Origin of the sequence: Gordonia polyisoprenivorans NBRC 16320 = JCM 10675, from assembly GCF_000241325.1 — a bacterium.
In the GTDB taxonomy this organism is placed as follows: Bacteria; Actinomycetota; Actinomycetes; order Mycobacteriales; family Mycobacteriaceae; genus Gordonia; species Gordonia polyisoprenivorans.
This window is the reverse complement of record NZ_BAEI01000031.1, coordinates 212,290-234,430: the sequence shown is the minus strand read 5'-3', so window position 1 is coordinate 234,430 and position 22,141 is coordinate 212,290. Positions and strand designations below refer to the sequence as shown.

The window sequence follows — 22,141 nt, the reverse complement described above, 5'->3', positions numbered from 1 at the left end:
ATCGGTCCCACCGCAATTCTCACGGTCGGTCTATCGGTCGCACTCCGCGGCACGTTACCGATTCGAGATAATTTCTCGCAAGTTCCTCCGATGCTGCGCGAAGGTTCCTCACAGCGTCCCCGGTTCCGGGTCAGCGCGGGTGGATGCGCGGCGGCATCCTCAGACCGCAGTGCTGGATCTCGTACTCGGGGTTGCGGTCGATGCGGTAGTCGGTGAACGTGAACGACTGGATCAGGTTGCTCTTGAACCGCTGCCACGTCCACGGCGCCTCGTACGAGGCGATCCGGTCCCGGGTGGCCGGACACGTCAGGGCGACCTGCGCCTGACGTACGACGTCCTCGTCGAGGAACCCGGGCAGGATCGGGGCTCGCGCCACGGCTCCGGCCTCGGCGACCACCCACTCGGTCGGCAGTACCTTGTCGTGCCCGATGCGGCCGTCGTCGAGTCGCTCGGTGTGCGCGGCGATCGGATACGCCAGCCCCATCTGGTCGATGACCCGCACGTTGAGCGGAGCATTCATGCTGGTCATGCCGAGATTGAGGAAGAACACCGTCAGCTGGCGCTTGTCCTGCGGGGTGCTGGCGGGGAGGCGGGCGATGTACCACTGGTCGTAGTCGAAGGACGCGATCAGCACGCCGCCCTCCTTCTGATACTGCTCGATGTCCTCGACCATCGCCTTCATGCGCGGATAGTCGAGGTAATCCTTGGCGGTGACTGGGTTCTCGATGCCCATGTTGGTGACGTAGAAGCGTCGCTCGTCGACGATGCCGCTGCGGCCGATGTCGATGCCGGCGTTGGGCAGGACATCCTCATGGACGATCGCCGCCCACGCGATGGTGGTGATCCACATCGCCGCGAGGACGGTCGAGCCGACCAGCTGCAGGCGTGTACGGCGGGCGCGCAGAGCGCCGTCGGTGTCGGCGGGCGCGCTGTCAGCGGTGGCTGGGGCGCTGTCGGCGGTGGCGAGGGCGCCGTCGGCGTCGGCGTCGGCGAGGGCGCTGTCAGCGTCAGCGAGGGCGCTGTCAGCGTCAGCGGGGGCGGGCATGCGGCGACGGCGGAAGGCTGCGGCGACACCGCGCACCGGGATGGTCACCGGAATCACCATGAGCGGCAACAACATCACGAACAGTGGTGTCAGCAGGACGCGGCCGTGCATGAAGTCGCCACCCTGACGCAGCCAGTACAGACCGACGATGAGGCCGGCGAGCACCATCGCGGTGACCACCGCGCCCGGCGTCTGCAGACGCCGCGACCACGACGCCAACCGGCCACGCACCGTCGTCGGGGCCTGCGATGACGGCTCGGTGGGGCTGAGCTTGCGTGCGCGCACCCCGACGGCGAGCAGGATGCCCGCCACGAGCGCGAGGACCACCGGCAACAGCAGCGTGTAGGGCCCGAAGAGGTTGGCCAGATAGATGAACCCCTGATGCCACTTGGAGCCGCTGGCGTCCTTGGCGACGGCCGGGTTGGGGACCAACAGGGCGTAGTACCCCATCCGGAAGATCTGGTAGCCCACGGGGAGAATCGCGGCGGCGACGACGATGCCGACACGCATCTTCCATGTCTGGGGCGCCAGGAACACCAGCACCAGGGCGATCCCGCCGATGACCGTGAGCTCGGGCCGAACCAACGGCGCCAGGCCCGCCCAGAAGGCGAGGAACAGTGTGGCCGCCGAACCGGCGCGGGTGGCCTCGGCCCCGGACGATCGCCGACACCACGAGATCAGCAGACACCACAGCACCGCGGCCCAGAAGATACAGAGCCCGTTCTCCAGGCCGCTGGTCGCGAAGTCGCGTGCCGGCGGCAACGCGATGTAGATGATCGGGCCGAGCGGAAGCAGCAGGGTGTAGCCATCGCCGGTGATCCCACCGAGGCGCCGACGCAACAGGCGGGCTGTCCCGTACATCGCGATGGGCACCGCCGACACCGACAACACCAGCGCCACCCACAGGGCGACGTACTCGAGTTGGCCGTCGGTCACCCACGCCCAGAACCACAGCAGATAGGTCCACGCCGTGGAGGTGTTGGCCTCGACCCGTTCCCCTGCGTTGAACACCGGCCCGTTGCCCGCGAACAGGTTGCGCAGGGTGCGCAGGACGATGAGTCCGTCGTCGGCGATCCAGCGCCGCTGCCATGCGCCGATCGCGAAGAAGGTGGTGACGGTGATGGCACCGATCAGGAAACTGATGATGGCGGTCCACTCGCGGCCACCCCAACGCCGCCACGCGCCGACGTCGACCGTGCGCTTCTTCTTGCCGATCGGGCGCTCATCCTCATCGATCGGGCGCTTCTTGACGTCGATCGGGCGCTCATCCTCGCCGACCGGGCGCTCGTTCCCATCGGCCGGGCGCTCCACGTCGGGCTCGTCGCCGCCGAGATTCAGACGCAGCCACTGAGTGGGCGCGTCGTCCTCGGGCAATTGCCCTCGATCAGGTGACTGCCCGTGATCAGGAGACTGCCCTCGATCAGGAGACTGCATAGACCGCGACACCCACGCATACTATCCAGGCCACCGCCAGGACCTGCAGCACACGGTCGCCGAGGGCGATCTCCTCGGGTTCTCCGGCCTGACCACCGTCGATGTCGACGGCGTAGCGCAGGATCGCGATGGTGAACGGCACCATCGACAGGGCATAGGCAACGTTGGTGTCGTGGCCGGAGTTCTTGTCGAAGGCCCACAGTCCGTAGAACAGCACGACGGCCGTGGCCGCCAATGTCCACACGAAGCGCAGGTAGCTGGTGGTGTAGTACTGCAGCGCCTTGCGGATCTTGGCGCCGGTGCGCTCGGCGAGTTGCAATTCGGCGTAGCGTTTGCCGGCCGCCATGAACAGCGACCCGAAGGCCATCACCAGCAGGAACCACTGCGAGAGTCGGATCTCGGCGGCCACACCACCGGCGATGGCGCGCAACAGGAAGCCCGACGAGACGATGCAGATGTCGATGACGGCCTGGTTCTTCAGCCCGAAGCAGTAACCGAGCTGGATCACCAGGTAGATGGCGATGACGACGGCGGTCTGCCAGTTGGCGATGAGCGCCACCCCGATCGATCCCGCACCCAGCACCAGCGCGAGGCCGTAGGCCAGCGATACCGGCACCACGCCCGCGGCGATCGGCCGGAACCGCTTGGTGGGATGATTACGGTCCGATTCGACGTCCATGGCGTCGTTGACCAGGTAGATGCAGGAGGCGACGAGGCAGAACGCGATGAACGCCAGGCCGACGCGTCCCATCGCACCGGCGTTGGTCAGGGCATCGCTACCCGCGGCCAGCGGAGCGGCGAGGACGAGGACGTTCTTCACCCACTGACGTGGCCGGACCGCCTTGATCAGCCCGGTGGCCAGGTTCTTGGGCGGGCCCTTGACCTTTCCGTGCTCGATCGGCTCCTCGCTCATGCCTTCTCCTTAGTGGACTCGCCGCCGACGACCCGCCCCACGAGGAGGCGTGCTGTCGACCCCGGCATCAGCGCCACTGCACCGACGCGGGCAGCAACACCGGCGAGCCGGGTGGATCGCGGGTGGCGGGCCGCGGTGTCGGCGGCACGCTCGATGAACTGATCGCCGACGACGACGGCACCGGCGCTCAGTGCGCCGATCGCGGCTCCGGCGGCGACATCGCTCGGATAGTGCACCCCGAGAACCAGTCGCGAGGTGAGCATAGGCGGCACCAGCACCGCCGGAAGCAGGTAGGGCGGCAAACCCGCTGCCCTACCGATGAGGATCGCCGCGGCCGTCGTCGACGTGGCGTGAGACGACGGGAAACTCAGTCGACTCGGCGTGGACACCCCGACCCGGATCCGCGGATCGTGTGGGCGCTTGCGCCGGACGATGCGCTTGATGATCACCGATGCCGCGTGTGCGCCGAAGGCCCCCGCGCCGGCCTCGAGCCAGCGGCGTTGTGCGGTGGCGTCGTCGCGTCGCACGGCCAGCCCCCAGCCGACGGCGCTGATCGCCAGCCAGCCGAGGGAGTGCTCGCCGAAGTGTGAAAGACCACGGGCGGCGGGCACGACGCCGGGCGCCTCGAGCAGCACACCCTGGACACCGATCAGTGCGGCGACCTCACCCGTCGGCTCCGCGGTCTGCGCCGTGGCGGCCGGCGATGGGCCCCGATCAGTCGATTCCGAAGACACGCGCCCAGCTCTCCTTACTGGTCAGGTCCCGGTGTTGGGCGCGGTAGCGCTCCGTCAACTCGGGGAACCTCTCGTTGAGTTCACGTACCAGCGCCGCGGATTCACGCGCGAGGGCGATCATCTTGTCGCGGTCGCGCTGGCGATACACCACGCCGCGGCCGTCGGCGGTGGTGACGGTGACGCCGTCGACCCGGCCGAGAGAGAACCATCGGGCCTCGATCGGCGGGTAGTTGGCCTGGGGCACTTCGTGATGCCGCGGATCGGCCGGACGCATGTTGTTGACGATCGCCCCGGCCAGCGCCCGCAGCTTGGTGACCGGGTTGCTCGGCACCGTCGTCCCGAGATGTGTTGCTTCACCACTGGTTCGGGGCAACTCGGTCGCCGACGGCAGGACCACGGCATCCGGGTACTCCTTGCGCATGGCGGCGATCTTGGGCAGCGCGGTCGGCAGCAGCGAACGGATGTGATCGGGGCCGGCGAGGAAGTCGCGGATCGCCTCGTTCTGGATCGCCACCGTCGAATATTCAAGGCAGAGAAGATGTTTGGCGGTCGCCTTGACCATCGACTGCAGGATGCCCTTGATCGGGCCGTCGTGGTGGATCGCAGCGACGACGAGCCGGTTGCGCAGGTGGAAGTACGCCTGCCAGTCGATGGCGTCGTCCTTGTCGCTCCACGCCATGTGCCAGATCGCGATGCCGGGAACCGTTGCCGTCGGGTATCCGGCCTTGCCTGCGCGCAAGGCGAATTCCCAGTCGTCCCACTTGATGAACAGCGGCATCGGCAGGCCGATCTCCTCGGCGCAGACACGCGGGATCATGCACATCCACCAGCCGTTGCCCTCGACGTCGATCCGGCGGTGCAGGTTTTTCGAGTTCTCCCGGTCACGCAGCGGATACTCGGCGAAGTCGTGGTCGTATTCCACGAACGGCGCCGCGGTCCACATGAAGGTGTGGTGATTGATGACCTCACCCATGCAGTGCAGGTGACTGCGGTCCTGCAGGTTCAGCATCTGCCCACCGACCAGCATGGGGGTGCGGGCGAACCGTGACATCGCCAGCGCGCGCAGGATCGAGTCGGGCTCGATCGCGATGTCGTCGTCCATGTACAGGACGTAAGGGGAGTCGGTGAGCCGCAACGCCTCGTACATGATGCGGGAGTAACCACCGGAACCACCGAGGTTGCCCTGATCGAAGATGTGCAGCCGATCGCCCAGTGCCGCAGCGGCTTGCGAGTAACCGGACTCGTCGACGACCTTGCGCGTGCCCTGATCGGGCATCAGCACCGCGTCGATCACCTCGTCCACCAACGGATCCGAGGTGAGTGCGGCGAGAGCGTTGACCGCGTCGGTGGGCCGGTTGAAGGTCGGGATGCCGACGGTGACGCGTTTGGTGTCCGGACCGCTGGGCACCGGGATCGCCGAATACCAGCCGGCAGAGACGATTTCGGTCTCGGTGTCGGTGGTGACGTCGAACCAGATCCAGCCGCCGTCCTCGAACGGCCCGAGGTCGAGCTCGAATTCGATGGTGCCGCGGCCGTTCTCGTCGATGGGGACCAGGTCGCCACCGATGCCGATGCGGGAGCCGTCGACCTTGGAGCGGTAGAGATCGACGCGGCAGGTGCCGATCACCTCGACCCGCAGCACCACCGAGGTGAGGATCGACCAGCGTCGCCAGTAGGCCGCGGCGAAGGCATTGAAGTAGCTCTCGAAGCTGACCTCGGACTCCGCGCCGAGGACCACCGAGGTGCGGCTCGGGGCGTGCGCACGCCGCGCATTGCTCGCGGATTCGACGAGGTAGAGCGAACGGACGTCGATGGGTTCGCCGGGCCGGGGGAAGATGACCCGCTGCAGCAGTTCGACCGCCGTGGAGTCGGGTTCGACCGTCGACGACGCGGTCACGTTCTCCTGTTGGGCAGGGGTCACACTCAATACTCCGCTCTGGTCTGCGACTGCACTGCTGTCATCGCCGGTGATCGGGCCCGGGCGTCACGCGTCGGGACCCACCAGCGCCGCACCATCTCGCAGGTGCGGCGCCAGGGTGTTCTCGAACATCGTGAGCGCACTGGCGATGGCCATGTGCATGTCCAGGTACTGGTAGGTGCCCAGCCGTCCGCCGAAGAGCACCTTGGAGTCGGTGGTCTCGGTCTTGGCCAGGGCTCGGTAGGACGCGAGCATCTCTCGGTCCTCGGGGGTGTTGATCGGGTAGTACGGCTCGTCGTCGTCCTTCGCGAAACGCCCGTACTCCCGCATGATGACCGTCTTGTCGGTGGGGTAGGTATCGCGTTCGGGGTGGAAGTGCCGGAATTCGTGGATACGCGTGTAGGGCACGTCGGCGTCGTTGTAGTTCATCACCGGGGTGCCCTGGAAGTCGCCGGTGGGCAACACCTCGGTCTCGAAGTCGAGGGTGCGCCAGCCGAGGCGTCCGGCGGAGTAGTCGAAGTAGCGATCGAGCGGGCCGGTGTAGACGACGGGCGCGTCGGGGCTCTGCGCGCGTAGCTCGTCGCGCACGTCGAACCAGTCGGTGTCCAGGCGCACCTCGATGCGCTCATCGGCGGCCATGTTCTCCAGCCACGCGGTGTAACCGTTGACGGGGAGGCCCTCATAGGTGTCGTTGAAGTACCGGTTGTCGAAGGTGTAGCGCACCGGCAGTCGGGTGATGTTGGCGGCCGGGAGGTTCTTCGGGTCGGTCTCCCATTGCTTGGCGGTGTAGTGCTTGATGAACGCCTCGTACAGCGGACGTCCGATCAGGCTGATCGCCTTCTCCTCGAAGTTCGCCGCGTTCTTCGTATCGATCTCGGCGGCCTGTTCGGCGATGAGCGCACGTGCCTCGTCGGGGCTGAAATACCGCCCGAAGAACTGGCTGACCAGGCCCAACCCCATCGGGAACTGGTAGGCCTGACCGTTGTGCATCGCGAACACACGGTGCTGATAGCCGGTGAAGTCGGTGAAGCGGTTGACGTAGTCCCACACCTTCTGGTTGGAGGTGTGGAACAGGTGCGCACCGTACTTGTGGATCTCGATGCCGGTGGTCGGTTCGGCCTCGGAATAGGCGTTGCCGCCGAGGTGGCCTCGACGCTCGATCACCAGGACGCGTTTGCCCAGTTCGGCGGCGGCGCGCTCGGCGATGGTGAGACCGAAGAAACCGGAGCCGACGACGATCAGGTCATAGGGGCCGGAGCGGGGCGAATCGGCGCTGGTATTGGATGCCACGGGTGTTCAGGGTAACCGACCCGACCGAGGGAATCCCAAAGCCGGGCGGCGATGTGGCGGGTCGGGATGCGCGGCCGATGTCGTCCGTCCGCAGGAGCGACGTTCACCTGCGAGTCCGGTAACCTGAGAGTTTCACACCGGCCTTCAGCCATTGGGCCTGCAACTCCCGATATCGCTGTCCGGGGATCATCACCCCGACCACGCGAACGAGTTCAGGGGCCGCCCGTGCCGAACGCATCGCATTCCTCTCACGACTCCGATCGTGTCGCCATCGATCGTGTTGTCGTGGTGATTCCCGCCCACAACGAACGCGACCTGCTGCCGGCATGTCTGCGCGCGGTGCGGATCGCGGCGGAGGCGGTGCGGATCCCGGTGCATGTCGGGGTGGTCCTCGACACCTGCACCGACGGGTCCGCCGAGGTGATCGGCGCCGAGGTCGCCCCGATCGTCGGCGAGTTCGGGGCGGTCGGTGCGGCGCGGGCCGCCGGCATCGCGGCGTTGCTTCACGACGCCTCCTCCGAGACCGACCCCGAGCGGACCTGGGTGGCCACCACCGACGCCGATTCCGAGGTTCCCGGCAACTGGCTGCAGCACCACCTGATGCGTGCAGCCGACGGTGCGGACGCCTACGCCGGCACGGTGACACCCAAGGATTGGACGCGCTGGCCTGCGGCGCTGGCAGATCGCTACCGGCGGCGCTACCGCGATCACGATGGCCACCGTCACATCCACGGGGCGAACCTGGGGGTACGCGCCGATGCCTACCTGGCAGTCGGCGGATTCGGCGAGCTGCCGCACGACGAGGACGTCGACCTGATCGAACGTCTGGAGTCGGCGGGCGTCTCGATCGCCTGGTGCGCGCAGGCCCCGGTGGCGACCTCGACACGTCGGCACGGCCGCGCTCCCGAGGGCTTCGCCGCGCATCTGCGCTCTCTCTCCACGACCGGACGGCGCTCGGCATGACCGCTTCCGCCACTCCCCCGCCTGAGATTTCCCCGCCTGCCACACCTGCATCCCGGGCCCGCCGGATCGCCGACGATCTCGCCGATCGGGTGCCGCATCCGGGTGAGGGCGACACCGCCGCACGCTGGCGTCTGCTTGCAGACCTCACCCACGCCGACATCGCCGTCGGCCGGCTCGTCGAGGCGCACCTCGACGCGCGCACGATCCTTCACGAAATCGATTCCGGTACAACCGAACCCGGGTCCTTCTGGGGCGTGTGGGCGGCGGAGCCGCCGCATCCTCGAATCGAGGCGAGCCGCACCGATCGCGGGTGGCGGCTGCGCGGCGCGAAGCCGTGGTGTTCGGGTGTACAGACGTGCACGCACGCCCTGGTGACCGCCGACGTCGACGACGGCGCCCGCGCCCTGTTCGCCGTCGACCTCGATGAGGAAGGCGTGCGTCGGGAGACCACGGAGTGGGCCGCGACGGGGATGAGTGCCACCGAGACCGGCACCGTGCATCTCGATGACGTACCGGCCCGACCGATCGGTTCACCCGGCGCCTACCTCGAGCGTCCCGGGTTCTTCCACGGCGGCATCGGCGTGGCCGCGTGCTGGTGGGGCGGGGCGCGCAAGGTCGCCGACGCGATCTACCGCACGTCCCCGGCCGACGACGTGGCCGCGATGCACCTCGGCGCGATCGACGCCCGCCTGCTGGCCGGATTCACCCTGCTCGAGCAGGTGGCGGGCATCGTCGATGCACACCCCGACGATCTCGACGGGGCGCGCCGCCTTGCGCTGTCGGTCCGCTGGTCGGTCGAGCAGGTGGCCACCGAGGTCATCGACCGGGTCGCGCGGGCTCTCGGCCCGACACCGTTGGTGCGTGACGCCGAGCACGCGCAGGCCGTCGCCGATCTCGAGGTCTATCTCCGGCAGTCCCATGCCGAGCGCGACCTGATCGACCTCGGACGGCTCACCGAAGCCCCGCTGTTCGGTCGCAGTGCCGGCCGCGACGGCATCACCCTCGAGTCCGGAGCAGGTAGACGATGACCGCCATCGGCCCCTCACCCACCCAGTTGCGCTTCGCCGAGCGACCTATCGACATCCCCGGCACCCCCGAATCGCGATGGCGCGAATGGCTTTCGGGTCGCACTCCGACCGATCTGGAGGTGACGGTCGACCGGCTGATCGTCCTCGGCGCCCACCCCGACGACGAGGTGCTCGGGGTCGGCGGGATCATGTCGATCGCCGCTCGTGCGGGCGTCGCGGTCACGGTGGTGTGCATGTCGGACGGTTCGGGATCCCACCCCGGGTCGGCGACGGTCTCACCCGAGCGACTGGTGATGCGTCGCCATCTCGAACTCGACACGGCTGCAACCCTTCTCGGACTCGACCGGCCACGGTGGCACGGCCTGCCCGACGGCGAGCTCGCCGCCCATCACGACGCGATGTGCCGCATCGTCGACGACTACCTCGACGCCTGCGGCGATGAGTCGGTGGCCGTGCTCGCGGTCTGGTCCGGTGACGGCCACCCCGATCACGAGGCACTCGGAAACTGCGCCCGCGAGGTCTGCACACGCCGCGGTGTGTCGCTCTGGATGTACCCGATCTGGATGTGGCACTGGGCAACTCCCGGCGACGATGCCGTGCCGTGGGATCGTCTGCGCCGGGCGCCGTTGTCCCCGTTGGAGGTTGCCGTCAAGCACGCCGCCGTGCATGCCTTTGCCTCGCAGGTCCGGCCACTGTCCGACGACCCGGCCGACAAGGCGATCCTGCCGCCGCACGTGCTGGCCCATCTCACCCGGCCCACCGAATACGTGTTCACCTGATGACCACCCCACGACACCCCGACGACGGCCCGAAGACGTTGCCGGAGAACTACTTCGACGACGTCTACCGCGACACCGACGACCCGTGGGGGTTCACCGACCGCTGGTACGAACAACGCAAGTACGCGCTGACGCTGGCGTCGCTGACCGCTCCGCGGTACCGGCGGATCTTCGAACCCGGGTGTTCCATCGGCGTTCTGAGCGCCGCGCTCGCCGACCGCAGCGAGGAGATCGCATGTATCGACGTCAGTGCGCGGGCGGTGGAACTCGCCGTGCGCCGGCTGGCCACCACCGACGCCCGGGTCAGCGTGTCCACCGGGGATCTGACCGGTCCGTGGCCGCCGGGCACCTTCGACCTCATCGTGCTCAGCGAGGTGCTCTACTACCTCGGTGACGCCGACCTCGACGCCGTCGTCGAGCGACTACCCGGGGCGTTGACCGACGACGGCGAGGTGATCGCGGTCCACTGGCGGTGGCCGGTCGCCGACTATCCACAGTCCGGCGACGCGGTCCACGACCGGCTGCTGCACTCGCCGTTGCTGCACTATTCGGGCTATCGGGACAGAGATCTCTGCCTTGATGTGTTCCATCGCGGTCCACGCGACAGCGTCGCGCAGCGTGAGGGCCTCACTCCCGACTGACCGGGCGCACCGCGGTCGAGGTGCGCGGTAATCTCAGGAGTTGCGTCGCCGGATGCGCGCACAGTCGTCCACGGACCATCAGTTGTCGGCAGCAAGGAGTTGAGGGGATGACGCCGGAAATCACCACCCGGATCACCGAGGTGATCAACGATCTACGCGTTGAGAGCAACGACCAGGAGGCCGTGCTGCGCGCGATCTCGAAGGCCGCCGTCGACACGATCGACAACGCAGAGTATGCGAGTGTCACGCTGGTCACCCGCGGTCGTATCGAGACACCGGTGATGTTCGGCGATCTCGCGGGCAAGTGTGACGATCTCCAGCGTGAGCTCGGTGAGGGCCCGTGTGTCCGTGCCGCCGTCGACGACACCACCGTGCGCATCGACGACCTCGCCAACGACCCGCGATGGCCCCGGTTCGCCGCTGCGGCAAGCGCATTGGGCGTTGCGTCGATGGCGTGCTTCTGCCTCTACATCGACGGCAACGACTTCGGCGCGCTCAACCTGCACAGCACCACCCCCTTCGCCTTCGACGATGAGACGTGCTCGCTGGCCGAGTTGTTCGCCGCGCATTGCGCCACCACCTTCGGGGCCGTCCGCGAGAAGGAGCAACTGCGCAATGCGCTCGGGTCGCGCGATCTGATCGGTCAGGCCAAGGGCATGCTGATGGAGCGCTACCGGATCGACGCCGACGCCGCGTTCCTGCTCCTCGCGCGCCTGTCGCAGGAGTCGAACACCAAGCTCGTCGACGTGGCCGCCAACGTCGTCGTCGCCGGCCCCGGCACCTGACCGGCCCCGACCCTTCCACCTAGCGCAGGACGTTGGCCTTCGGGAATCCGAGGACCGGGATGCCACCGCGTGCCCGGAAGTTCTTGTAGCCGCTTCCGGCGAGCACATGCGCTCCGGTCTGCTTGGAGAAGAACAGCATCCCCTGCTGGAAGAGTTGGGTGACCCCGGCGCCGTCGGGTGTCAGGGTCGGTACCCCGAGTGCCGTCCCGAGCGTTCCGGGAACGTCGCCGAGGCTGCCGAGCAGGCCCTGGAACGCCGCGGCCGCGGTGCTCACCAGATCACCGGCTCCGGGCACCACCTGATCGGCGATCCCGCCCAGTGATCCCGCGTCCAGGGATCCGAGGTCCAGGGAGCCCAGCCCGCCGGCCGGGCCGGTCGGTGGCTTCACGATCTGCGGCGGGGTGCGCTGGCCCTGCACGGCGAACCAGTCGGACTTGAGGCCCAGCTTCATGCGTGCGTCCTCGCCGGACGCCTCGACGCTGCGGCCGCCGCCGGTGGCCCGCACCTTGAGTGCACGCCCGTTCTCGGCGCCGAGCCCGTTGGCCTGGATCACCTCGAAGCTGTCCAGACTCGGCAGACCGAACGCGCTCGCGATGGCGCTGGGGCTGATCGTGGTGGTCCAGTTGTGGTTCGGTGACGCGGCGTCTCCGTCGTCGACGACCGCCGGGAACCGGCCGCCCGCGGTGTATCCACCTGTGGACGAGGAGAATTCGGTGAATGCCGGCTGGCCGTTCTGCAGCAGGATCTGCCCTGCCGTCGCGTCGGCGGCCTGGTCGCCGCCCGGGTCCTCGCCGGTGACGCCGCCGTAGACCTGCGAGTTCTGGGTGTCGTCGATCTTCTTGCCGCTCGCGATCGCGGCCAGGGCGTAGGTGCGGGCGGCGACGGCCTGGGCCTTCAGCGCCTCCATGCCGCCGGAGGTCGCCCACCCGGGCACGCTCTCCTTGGCGATGACGCCTTTGACGTAGTCGTCGACGTTGAGCCGGTTGGTGACCCGTCCGCCGTCGAGGCCGAGGGACCCGCGGAACGGTTCGTTGGATCCGCAGAACTTGAGGAATTCGTTGGCCGGCCGGTTCGGGGCGGTGTTGACCGGATCGGCGAATGCGGCGTTGACGGTGCGTACGACTGGACCGCCACATCCGGCGGTGATCGAGGCGGTGCTGCCGCTGACGGTGACCGCTTGGTTCGGCGCGACCGGTTGCCCACCGACGGACATGCCCGCGTCCGAGCGCACACTCACGCCGCCGCTCTTGTTCGACAGGGCGACGTTGACGATCGGGTTGGCCGGGCGGCCGAACGTCGTCCCGCCGTAGAAGTGTTGCAGGATCTGCCGGTACGACCAGCCCTGCTTGGCGTAGCCGTACGCGCCGTACTGTCCCATCCCGCGGCCGTGACCGAAGCCATGACCGATCAGGGTGATCTCCGAGCCGGCGGTCAGGCCGATCTCGACACGATCCGACGCGGTGACGCCGACGAGACCGACGCCGCCCACGAGCGCGGTGGCCGACACGGCACCGATGACCGTCGACAACCGACGACGCCGGGCGTGGCCCGGTCGGGTGCGGATGGTCAGGACTCGGCCGACCAGGGACGTCACAGCCACGAGGTCTCGTTTCTCATGATCGAATGTTACGTATGTGAATAGTGGGACTCATGTGACGATAGACAAGTCACTTGAATATCACCAACCACAGGAGATAACAACCGCATCACGAGTTGCCTCGGTGCGGCGTGGGCGCACGGCTGCAGTGCGCCGACCACGACACGATCGGCGCGCACGCACCACCGACCCGAGGGAGCTGAGAAGACCAGTGCGGTATCCACGACGAAAGCCCTCGGTGGTCCTTGCCGCCGTGGCGATGACCCTCGGCGCGGCGTTGTTCATCGATCTCGGCGCCGAGCGCTCGGCGCCGTCGGTGCGACCGGTCGACACCCATCGCTCGACCGGGCCCGGCGACGCCGGCGCGATCGACCCCACCGCCACCGACGCCACCGCCACCGACCCCACCTCCATCGACACCGTCGACCTCCGCGAGGTCCCGAATGCGGTGGTCGAACTCGCGCGGTCCGGCCTGGCGCGTGCCGGTATCCGGCTGCCCGAGGTCGATCTGTCCGCGCTCCCCCTGCCCGCCGCGACAGCGCCCTCTACGTCGCCCACAGCGCCCGGCCGCCAACCCGTCGGCGCCCTCGTGAAGCATCTCGTGCGGGACACCCCGTTCAAGATAGTCGGATTCACGTGGAACAAGCCGGTTTGGGACGAGGCCGAGGACGCGACGATGATGCTGCGGGCCAAGGACCCGGTCCGCGGGTGGGGTGACTGGGTGGAACTCGAGCCCATCCAGACCTCCACCGACCCCTCGGCCGATCACCCCGGCGGCACCGAACCCGTGTGGGTCGGGGCCGCCAAGGAGATCCAGGTCGCGCTCACCGACGGCCAGAGCGCCATTCCGGCCGCCGATTCCACCGGTGCCGGCCTGGCCGATCTCGTGGTCGGCTCTGCCGGAGAGGTTCTGAAGAACCTCGCGAGCACCGTGCTGCCGGAACTGACGGCGACCCTGTTGAGCCCCGACAGTCTGCTCTCACTGGGGTCGTCGATGCTGACGACCCTCTCGGGTGGTCCGCAGGTGATCTCACGTGCGGCGTGGGGTGCCGACGAGAGCATCCGTTGCTCGCAGCCGACGGTCTCCCCCACGCTGAGCGGCGCGATCGTCCACCACACCGCGGGCAGCAACGACTACACCCCGCAGCAGTCGGCGGAGATCGTGCGCGGCATCTACGCCTACCACGCACGAACCCTGAACTGGTGCGACATCGGCTACAACGTGCTCGTCGACAAATACGGGCAGATCTTCGAGGGCGCGTTCGGCGGCCTCGACCGCAACGTCGAGGGCACCCACACCGGCGGCTTCAACAAGAACACCGTCGGCGTCTCGATGATCGGCAACCTCGACGAGGTCGCGCCGAGTGGCCAGATGCTCGCCGCGGTCGGCCGATTCCTCAAGTGGCGTCTGAACCGGGCCGGCCTCAACCCCGGCGCGACGGCCACCCTGACGTCGGAGTACTTCTCCGACAGCAAGTTTCCGCCCGGAACGCAGACGCGTCTTCCGGTGATCGCCGGTCATCGCGATTACAACAACACCAGTTGTCCTGGTATTCAGGGATATCCGGCCCTCGATCAGATCCGGGCACTCGCCGGTGCGGTGGCGCCGACCGCACCCGAATCCCCCGCCCCCGACTCCCCGGCCCCCGAGGCGGCGGCACCGGCACCCGCGCAGTAGTGAATGACGCGGCCCGGCTGGACATCACACCTAACCGAACCACCGAGCCAGCACGCGGGCAACCCCGTCCTCGTTGTTGCCGACGGTGATCTCGTCGGCCGCGGCGAGCGCGGCCGGGTGTGCGTGGCCCATGGCGACACCGTGCGACGCCCACGTGAGCATCTCGACATCGTTGGGCATGTCACCGAACGCGACGGTCGTCGACCCGTCACCTCCGTTGTGGTCCAGCAACTTTCGGAGCCCGGAGGCTTTGTGGGTGTCCGGAAGCGACAGCTCGACGAGTCCGTTGTCAGTGGAGAAGGTGATCTGCGCCAGATCGCCTATGGTTCCGGAAAGTCGTTGCGCAATCTCCGAACTCGGCATGCCGGGGGCACGGACGAGGAGTTTGACGGCGGGTTCGGTGTAGATCTCCTCGTCACCGACCTCGACATGGTCGGGGTTGAGCCACGCGTGCTGATAGCCCGCGGTGGCCACGAACGGCGCGGTGGCGGCGTCGTGCGCGGATCGACCCACACGTTCGGCGGCGATACCGCACCCGGGGATCTGCGCCTGGGCGATCTTGCCGAGTTCGACGAGAATCTCCGGCGACAGTGTCGCCGAGGAGATGATGCGATCGTGCTCGACGTCGTAGAGGATGGCACCGTTGGCGCACACCGCATGTCGCACCGGGATACGCGACCGGTCGAACTGGTCGGTGATCTCGGCGATCCACCGGGGCGGACGGCCGGTGGCGAGGACGAACTCGGCTCCGGCGGCACACGCGTTGGCCAGGATCGTCTTGGTGTACTCCGACACCCGGTTCTCGTCGTCGATCAGCGTACCGTCGACGTCGCTGGCGATCAGCGTTGGTCGTGAGAGGGTCACCGGCTCCTTGCCTTCGAGCTTCACCTACGCGACTTCCCTTCTCGCTGTGCCGCTTTCGCCGCCCGTGCCGCCGCCTTGCGTTGCGCTTCCTCGTCCTCGATCACCGCAGCCTGCTCCGGGGTGGGTGCGGTGCCGCCGAGTCGCGTCGGCACCCAGAACTCACCGGCGGGATGCGGGTAGGCGTCCTGCACCTCGTGCAGCACCTCGGTCATCTGCGCGCGCAACCGCGCGGTCTGTTCCTCGACGTCGGCGTCGGCGGGCACGTGGATCGGCGCCCCGTAGCCGACGGCGATCGGGATACCCGCCCGCCCCATCCGACGCTTGCCGCCCTTGGTCCACTGCCGCTGCGCTCCCCACACGATCGTCGGGATCATCGGGACCTGCGCCTCGAGCGCCATGCGCACCGCGCCGGTCTTGAATTCCTTGAGCTCGAAGCTGCGACTGATCGTCGCTTCCGGGTACACCACGACGATCTCACCGGAGCGCAGCGATTCGACGGCCGCGCGATAGGCGTCGGTGCCCTGCGAGCGGTCGACGGGGATCGTGCGGGTGTGGTTGACCAGGAATCGCATGATGGCCACGTCCATGACCTCGGACTTGATCATGAACCGCGCCCGCCGCCCGACCCGGTACAGACCGAGCGCCGCGGGTAGGAAATCGACGTAGGCGGTGTGATTCACCACCAGCACCGCGCCGCCCCGGGTGGGGATGTTGTCGAGCCCGGTGAACCGCAGATCCACCTTCTGCGCGCGGACGAGGGTGTTCGCGATGATCTCCAGGGCCCGGAACACCGGCTCCCGATCCGCGTTGGTCATGCGGTCAGGGTATCCGGCGGGCCGGACACGGTCGGACTCGATTCGCCACTACTCGCCCCGCTGCTCCCCACCCTGCTGGTCGCGCTCGGCCCGCCGCGCAGCCTTGGCCGCCTGGTCCTGCGCATCCATCCGGTTGGCCTCCTCGAGCGTAGGCGCCGACCCGCCGAGCCGGGCGGGCACCCAGAACTCACCCTTCGGGTGCTCGCCGTAGGCATCCTGCAGTTCCAGCAACTTCTCGCCCATCACCTTGTGCAACTGCGCGGTGATCGCCTCGGCGTCGCCGACGGGCTCGATCGGTTCGGCCACGCCGATCGCGATCTTGTAGCCGGTCCGACCCAGACGCTTGGGATGGCCCTTGGTCCACACCCGCTGGGCACCCCAGATGACGGTCGGGATGATCGGGGCGTCGGCCTCGAGGGCCATGCGCGCGGCCCCGGACTTGAACTCCTTGAGCTCGAAGCTGCGACTGATCGTCGCCTCCGGGTACACACCGACGAGTTCACCGCTCTTGAGATAGCTGACGGCGTCGTGATAGCTCTGCGCCCCGTTGGCCCGGTCGACGGGAATGTGCTTGAGCGCCCGCATGATCGGGCCCGAGTACCGGTTGTCGAAGACCTCTTTCTTGGCCATGAACCGCACATACCGCTTACCCTGGAGATACGCGGGGATGCCGGCGTAGGTGAAGTCCAGGTAGCCGGTGTGATTGATCGCAACCACGCCCGGACCCGACTTGGGCACGTTCTCGACACCGGAGATGCTGAACTTCAGTCCTTCGGCCAGCCACAACAACCGCGCCGTGGTGATCACGGTGGAGTACACGGGTTCCATGGGTCGAGCTTAGTGGTCGCGCCGACGCCGCGGTCACACCAGGCAACTCGCCGCCGTGGCACGCCGCGGTGACCGAACTCATGGCCATCTCGCGCATCCGCGGGTCCGGCCGAACCGAAGTCCATGCGAGAAGGCACGTCCACCTGCGCTGTCCCTGCTCTCAGCTCGACGGTGTTCACAGCACGACGACACCCCCGCCCGACGCACGCCCAGCCTGCCCCGGAGAGGTTCATGCCCACCACCGAACTGCAATCGACCGTCGCGACCACCCGCGCGGTACTCGGCCCGTTCTACGACTTCCGCGAAATGATCCTGGCCGCAGTGCTCGCCGCACTCGCCGGCGCCACCGGCGCAGCGGCCTGGCTCTATTCGGCCGGTTGGTACGTGACGTTCATGACCGGCAACACCGAGCGAATGGTTCTCGAGCACTATCGCGGCGCCCACCAACTGGGATTCACCGCATTGGCCACCGTCGTCGCCTTCTGCTGCGGCGTCGTGGTCGCAACCCTCGCTCGAATCGGCTTGTGGCGCAAGGCACGTCATGGAGCAACTGTGTTGACCGCCGCCTCCACGACGACCGCTTACGTGTGGGATTCGGCGATCAACACCACCGACCAGGACTACGGTGCGGGCCCGGTGCTGTGTCTGGCCTTCGGCCTCGGCGCTCTCAACACCTCCATCAGCCGCAAGGGCGAGGTGGTGATGCCGCTGTCGTACGTCACCGGGACCCTGGTGAAGATCGGCCAAGGCGCCGGCCTGCACCTCGCGGGCGTCAAACGATGGGGCTGGGTGGCCCACGCCACCACCTACGCGGGCTTCCTGGCCGGTGCCGCGATCGGCGGGGCGCTGTTCACGGTGTTCGGGGAGAACAATTCGCTGGCCACGCTCGCGGTGGTGACCGCGATCATCGCAGTCGTGACATGGCGGTTGGACCACCCGAAGTTCCTGGTACGCGACGGCCACTGAGCCACCGGAGACCCAACCAGGTACCGAGGGCCCACGACGGGTTCGGCGCGGGTCGATAGATTGGATGGGCAACGCGTCACCGCGCGCAGCCCCGCGCACCCCCTCCGAAAGGCCAAACGTGCAGATCACCAGCATCGGTCACGCCGGATTCCACATCCAGACCACCGCCGGGTCGATCCTTTGCGATCCGTGGACCAATCCCGCCTACTTCGCGTCCTGGGTGCCCTTCCCCGACAACTCGGAGCTGGATTGGAAGAGTCTCGGGCAATGCGACTACCTCTACGTCTCGCATCTGCATCGCGACCATTTCGACGAGCAGAACCTGCGCGACAACGTCAGCAAGGACGCGACGGTCCTGCTGCCCGACTACCCGGTCCCCGACCTCAAGCGTGAGCTGGAGAAGCTCGGCTTCACCAAGTTCGTCGAGACCACCGACTCGCAGAAGATCACCGTCGACGGCCCGAAGGGCTCGCTCGACGTGATGATCATCGCGCTGCGTGCACCGGCCGACGGGCCCATCGGCGACTCGGGACTGATCGTCTCCGACGGCGAGACGACGGTGTTCAACATGAACGACGCCCGGCCCATCGATCTCGACGTCATCGGTGAGCAGTTCGGGCACGTCGACGTGCACCTGCTGCAGTATTCCGGGGCGATCTGGTATCCGATGGTCTACGACATCCCGCGCCGGTCCAAGGCCAATTTCGCCGCGCAGAAACGCCAGCGTGGCATGGATCGTGCCCGCTCCTACATCGAGCAGGTCGGTGCGACCTGGGTGGTGCCCTCGGCCGGTCCGCCGATGTTCCTCGACGAGGACCTGTTCTCGCTCAACGACTTCGGGTCGGGGATCGAGGGTGCCGACAACCCGCGCCCGGGCGACGTGACGTCGATCTTCCCGGATCAGGAGACGTTCCTGGAACAGATGCGCATCCACGGCACCGACGACGGGGAGAAGCACCGCGGGCTGATGATGGTCTCCGGGTCGGTCGCCGATTTCACCGGGTCGACACTCAACGAGATCAGCCATCCCTATGCGCCGCATGAGGTTTTCGGCGAGAACAAGCAGGCCTATCTCGAGCGGATGAAGGAGAAGTTCGCCCCGGTCATCGCCGCGGAGAAGGCCACCTGGGCCCCTGCCGAAGGCGACCCGCTGCTCCCCGAACTCAAGGAGCTGTTCGAACCGATCATGGCCGCCTCAGATCTGATCTGCGACGGCATCGGCTATCCGGTCGGCCTCGTGATGGGCGAGGAGACCGTCGTCCTGGACTTTCCCAACCGCATCGTGCGGGAACCCAAGGAGGGAGAGGGCAAGTACCGCTACGGTTTCCGGATCGCCCCGGAGATCGTACGAACCGTGCTGCGCGACGACGAACCGGACTGGGTCAACACGATCTTCCTCTCCACGCGTTTCACCACGTGGCGCATCGGCGGCTACAACGAATTCCTCTACACGTTCTTCAAGTGCCTCACCGACGAGCGGATCGCCTACGCCGACGGCTGGTTCTCCGAGGCGCATGACGACTCGGCGTCGATCACCAAGGACGGCTGGGAGATCCAGCGTCGGTGCCCACACCTCAAGGCCGACCTGAGTAAGTTCGGCGTGATCGAGGGTGAGAAGCTGACGTGCAATCTCCATGGCTGGCAATGGGATCTGCCGACCGGCCGCTGCCTGACATCGAAGGGCCACGAGTTGCGGGCCAGTCGACTGGAGTAGCGGCGCCACTCGGTGACGACCGCCCTACCCCCGTTGGATGGACGGGCCCTTCCCGCCCGATGGTTGCGTGCTCGGCCCTCCCCACCCGGTGGTCGAGGTGCACGGCGCCCCAGGCGCCGGGCCTCGAGACCCCTTGTGCCGACAGGCTTCCGGTCCACGGTGGTTCAGTTCCAGCTCTGCTGCAGGCGGTCTCGAGGCTCGCCGCACGCGGCTCGCACCTCGACCAGCGGAGGGGAGCCGTCCATCCGGTGGTCGAAGCCTTCCCGTGCGGGAATGTCCAGCCCTTCCCACTCCGATGGTCGAGGTGCCGAGGAGCGCCAGCGACGAGCCTCGAGACCCCTTGTGCTGACAGGCTTCCGGTCCACGGTGGTTCGAATCCAGTGCTGGCGCTGGTGGTCTTGAGGCTCTCCGCACGCGGCTCGCACCTCGGCCATCGGAGGAACCGACCCATCCCGATGGTCGAGGTGCCAAGGAGCGCTAGCGACTAGCTTCGAGACCCCTTGTGCCGAAAGGAGTCCGGTCCACTGGCGGCACCACACCTCGAACATCGGGTGGGGTTTGTCTCTATGGAGTTTTCAAAGATCGGATGCGGTCCCGGCCAGGCCGGGTGCGGGAATCAGGCTGCTGCGTCGTCGAGTCGCATGGTTCTGCGGTGGTAGGACGGTACGGGTTGTCGTTTCGGGTCGATGCTGGCGGGTGGGATGAGCCAGGGGTGTCGGTCGAATCCGATGATGATGTCCCAGCCGTGGTGGTGGACGTCGTCGTGGCAGCTGGTGCAGAGGAGGCAGCCGTTGTCGAGGTCGGTGGGCCCACCGTCGGCCCAGTGCTGCACGTGGTGTGCTTGGCAGCGTCCGGCGTGTGCTCCGCATTTGATGCACCCGCGGTCGCGGACGAGTAGTGCTTTGCGTTGTCCTGGGGTGAACAATCGTTCTTTGAGTCCGACGTCGAGGGGTACGCCGTCGGTGTTGAGGATGATTTTGGTGATCGTCGTATCACACGACAACATCCGCGAGGTGGCTTCGGTGATCGCGCCCATATTCTGCAGGTCCCCACCGACCGCCGGGTTGTCCGCTGACCACGTCCACAACAAACCGTTGGTCGGTTTGGCCGAGAAGGTGGTGTCGGCCAAACCTTGTGCCGCCAACTCCACGATCGTCTCGAACGCGGCAGCGCAGATCTGTTCGGGCGTCCGCGGATCCGGGGACCCATCGGGCTGAGGTTTCGGTGTCGACAAGGTTTCCATCAGAGTGCGGGTTTTTTCGCCGGCGATGATGTCGAGGTTCGCCGAGATTTCCAACCGGCCGTCGTCGATGATGCGGTCCGTGTAGGAGTTGATCGTCTTGTCCTCGGCGGCCGGTAATCCACCCGGAGTCTCCGCGGCGAGCTCGTTACCCAACTGCCGTGCGTAGAGGTTGATCTCGGCGGGAGTGAATCCCGCGAAGTAGTGCGACAGCAGTTTCCGCAGGTATTCACACCGTTGAACGGTGTCCAAAGGTTCGGGGGACCGGGTGTCAATGTGCGCCAACCCACGCACGATGGCATCGACGTGTTCGGAAGAGATAGACCCATCCGCAGCATGCGCCAACAACAGATCCGCATCGGTGGTGGCCGAGGTCCGCACGTACCGACCTGCGACGGCGGGCGCGAAACCCATGCTGATCAACAACTCCCGCAGTCGGGTCGTCTTGTGGTCGGCCACCCCCAGACGATCCATCTCACCGGTGAGGGTGGTGGCGTGGTGATCAACCAGGTTGCGCAACAACAGGACTTGTTTCATCGCGCCGAAAGCCTGGGGGTCCGGTCATATCCGGATTCCATTGCAGGTCGCTGAGTTGGGTGGCGATGGTGGCGAAGACTGCTTCGGCGTCAACGGTTTCCGCGTCAAGAATGGCAGTGGATTCGATCATGGGCCCCTCCCCGGTGGCTGATCGGTGTGATGGGTTCAGTGTACCTCGCCAGGGTGTTTGATGCAAGGGATGTCTTGGTCAATTCTGCTTGTGGACAACGTGTTTCGGCGCTGATTTTCTGTCGGTGGGGTGTGGTAGGGGGCGTGCGTTTCGTTTGTCTTGCTTTGGATGTGGTTGGGGGGCTTGTTGTCTCGCCAGGTCTCGAGGCTCGCCGCACGCGGCTCGCACCTCGACCATCGGGG

At 67.2% G+C, this 22,141-nt stretch carries 17 protein-coding genes and 1 pseudogene; 8 read left to right on the top strand and 10 right to left on the bottom strand.

What is annotated here, in order from left to right; genetic code table 11:
• Positions 1–130: 130 nt before the first annotated feature.
• The 5 genes from GOPIP_RS08555 to glf are packed head-to-tail and all read right to left on the bottom strand — an operon-like array spanning position 131 to position 7,334.
• Entirely contained in the window at positions 131–2,419 is a 2,289-nt protein-coding gene (locus GOPIP_RS08555; protein WP_006369234.1) for an arabinofuranosyltransferase AftB family protein, read from the bottom strand.
• A 46-nt stretch (positions 2,420–2,465) separates the two neighbouring features.
• A complete protein-coding gene (locus GOPIP_RS08550; RefSeq protein WP_006369233.1) occupies positions 2,466–3,392 on the bottom strand; it encodes a decaprenyl-phosphate phosphoribosyltransferase in 927 nt (308 codons plus the stop codon).
• Positions 3,389–4,126, bottom strand: a complete 738-nt coding sequence (locus GOPIP_RS08545; protein ID WP_006369232.1) for a phosphatase PAP2 family protein — start codon at positions 4,124–4,126, stop codon at positions 3,389–3,391. The genes GOPIP_RS08550 and GOPIP_RS08545 overlap by 4 nt, the downstream gene beginning before the upstream one ends.
• Complete coding sequence (locus GOPIP_RS08540) at positions 4,107–6,053, bottom strand: glycosyltransferase (protein WP_035727510.1); 1,947 nt, start codon at positions 6,051–6,053, stop codon at positions 4,107–4,109. The genes GOPIP_RS08545 and GOPIP_RS08540 overlap by 20 nt, the downstream gene beginning before the upstream one ends.
• A gap of 57 nt (positions 6,054–6,110) precedes the next feature.
• Complete coding sequence (gene glf / locus GOPIP_RS08535) at positions 6,111–7,334, bottom strand: UDP-galactopyranose mutase (RefSeq protein WP_006369230.1); 1,224 nt, start codon at positions 7,332–7,334, stop codon at positions 6,111–6,113.
• A gap of 225 nt (positions 7,335–7,559) precedes the next feature.
• Here glf and GOPIP_RS08530 point away from each other — a divergent pair, with 225 nt between their 5' ends.
• The 5 genes from GOPIP_RS08530 to GOPIP_RS08510 all read left to right on the top strand — a co-directional run bounded on the left by GOPIP_RS08530 (position 7,560) and on the right by GOPIP_RS08510 (position 11,530).
• On the top strand, positions 7,560–8,297 hold the full coding sequence (locus GOPIP_RS08530) for a glycosyltransferase family 2 protein (RefSeq protein WP_006369229.1): 738 nt from the start codon (positions 7,560–7,562) through the stop codon (positions 8,295–8,297).
• Positions 8,294–9,325 (top strand): acyl-CoA dehydrogenase family protein, encoded by a 1,032-nt coding sequence (locus tag GOPIP_RS08525; RefSeq protein ID WP_006369228.1) that lies wholly within the window; start codon positions 8,294–8,296, stop codon positions 9,323–9,325. Before GOPIP_RS08530 ends, GOPIP_RS08525 begins: the two co-directional genes overlap by 4 nt.
• A complete protein-coding gene (locus GOPIP_RS08520) occupies positions 9,322–10,104 on the top strand; it encodes a PIG-L deacetylase family protein (protein ID WP_006369227.1) in 783 nt (260 codons plus the stop codon). Before GOPIP_RS08525 ends, GOPIP_RS08520 begins: the two co-directional genes overlap by 4 nt.
• Positions 10,104–10,745, top strand: coding sequence for a class I SAM-dependent DNA methyltransferase (locus tag GOPIP_RS08515; protein WP_006369226.1), 642 nt, complete (start codon positions 10,104–10,106; stop codon positions 10,743–10,745). The genes GOPIP_RS08520 and GOPIP_RS08515 overlap by 1 nt, the downstream gene beginning before the upstream one ends.
• A gap of 107 nt (positions 10,746–10,852) precedes the next feature.
• Complete coding sequence (locus tag GOPIP_RS08510; protein WP_006369225.1) at positions 10,853–11,530, top strand: GAF and ANTAR domain-containing protein; 678 nt, start codon at positions 10,853–10,855, stop codon at positions 11,528–11,530.
• A 19-nt stretch (positions 11,531–11,549) separates the two neighbouring features.
• Here GOPIP_RS08510 and GOPIP_RS08505 read toward each other — a convergent pair whose 3' ends face one another.
• Positions 11,550–13,124, bottom strand: a complete 1,575-nt coding sequence (locus GOPIP_RS08505) for a SpoIID/LytB domain-containing protein (RefSeq protein ID WP_035727507.1) — start codon at positions 13,122–13,124, stop codon at positions 11,550–11,552.
• A gap of 214 nt (positions 13,125–13,338) precedes the next feature.
• Here GOPIP_RS08505 and GOPIP_RS08500 point away from each other — a divergent pair, with 214 nt between their 5' ends.
• A complete protein-coding gene (locus GOPIP_RS08500) occupies positions 13,339–14,805 on the top strand; it encodes a peptidoglycan recognition protein family protein (protein WP_050955243.1) in 1,467 nt (488 codons plus the stop codon).
• A 30-nt stretch (positions 14,806–14,835) separates the two neighbouring features.
• Here the strand turns inward: GOPIP_RS08500 and GOPIP_RS08495 are convergent, their stop codons facing one another.
• The 3 genes from GOPIP_RS08495 to GOPIP_RS08485 are packed head-to-tail and all read right to left on the bottom strand — an operon-like array spanning position 14,836 to position 17,312.
• Positions 14,836–15,669, bottom strand: coding sequence for an HAD family hydrolase (locus GOPIP_RS08495; protein WP_170320185.1), 834 nt, complete (start codon positions 15,667–15,669; stop codon positions 14,836–14,838).
• A gap of 20 nt (positions 15,670–15,689) precedes the next feature.
• Complete coding sequence (locus GOPIP_RS08490) at positions 15,690–16,484, bottom strand: lysophospholipid acyltransferase family protein (RefSeq protein ID WP_006369221.1); 795 nt, start codon at positions 16,482–16,484, stop codon at positions 15,690–15,692.
• Positions 16,485–16,532: 48 nt separating this feature from the next.
• Positions 16,533–17,312 carry a lysophospholipid acyltransferase family protein gene (locus GOPIP_RS08485; RefSeq protein ID WP_006369220.1) on the bottom strand — a complete coding sequence of 260 codons (780 nt, stop codon included), beginning with the start codon at positions 17,310–17,312 and terminating at the stop codon, positions 16,533–16,535.
• Positions 17,313–17,543: 231 nt separating this feature from the next.
• Here GOPIP_RS08485 and GOPIP_RS08480 point away from each other — a divergent pair, with 231 nt between their 5' ends.
• Both GOPIP_RS08480 and GOPIP_RS08475 read left to right on the top strand, forming a co-directional pair.
• On the top strand, positions 17,544–18,278 hold the full coding sequence (locus GOPIP_RS08480; protein ID WP_006369219.1) for a YoaK family protein: 735 nt from the start codon (positions 17,544–17,546) through the stop codon (positions 18,276–18,278).
• A gap of 118 nt (positions 18,279–18,396) precedes the next feature.
• Positions 18,397–19,992 (top strand): Rieske 2Fe-2S domain-containing protein, encoded by a 1,596-nt coding sequence (locus GOPIP_RS08475; protein WP_006369218.1) that lies wholly within the window; start codon positions 18,397–18,399, stop codon positions 19,990–19,992.
• 616 nt (positions 19,993–20,608) lie between these two features.
• Here GOPIP_RS08475 and GOPIP_RS08470 read toward each other — a convergent pair.
• Positions 20,609–21,899: pseudogene (locus GOPIP_RS08470) on the bottom strand (HNH endonuclease).
• Positions 21,900–22,141: the final 242 nt, after the last annotated feature.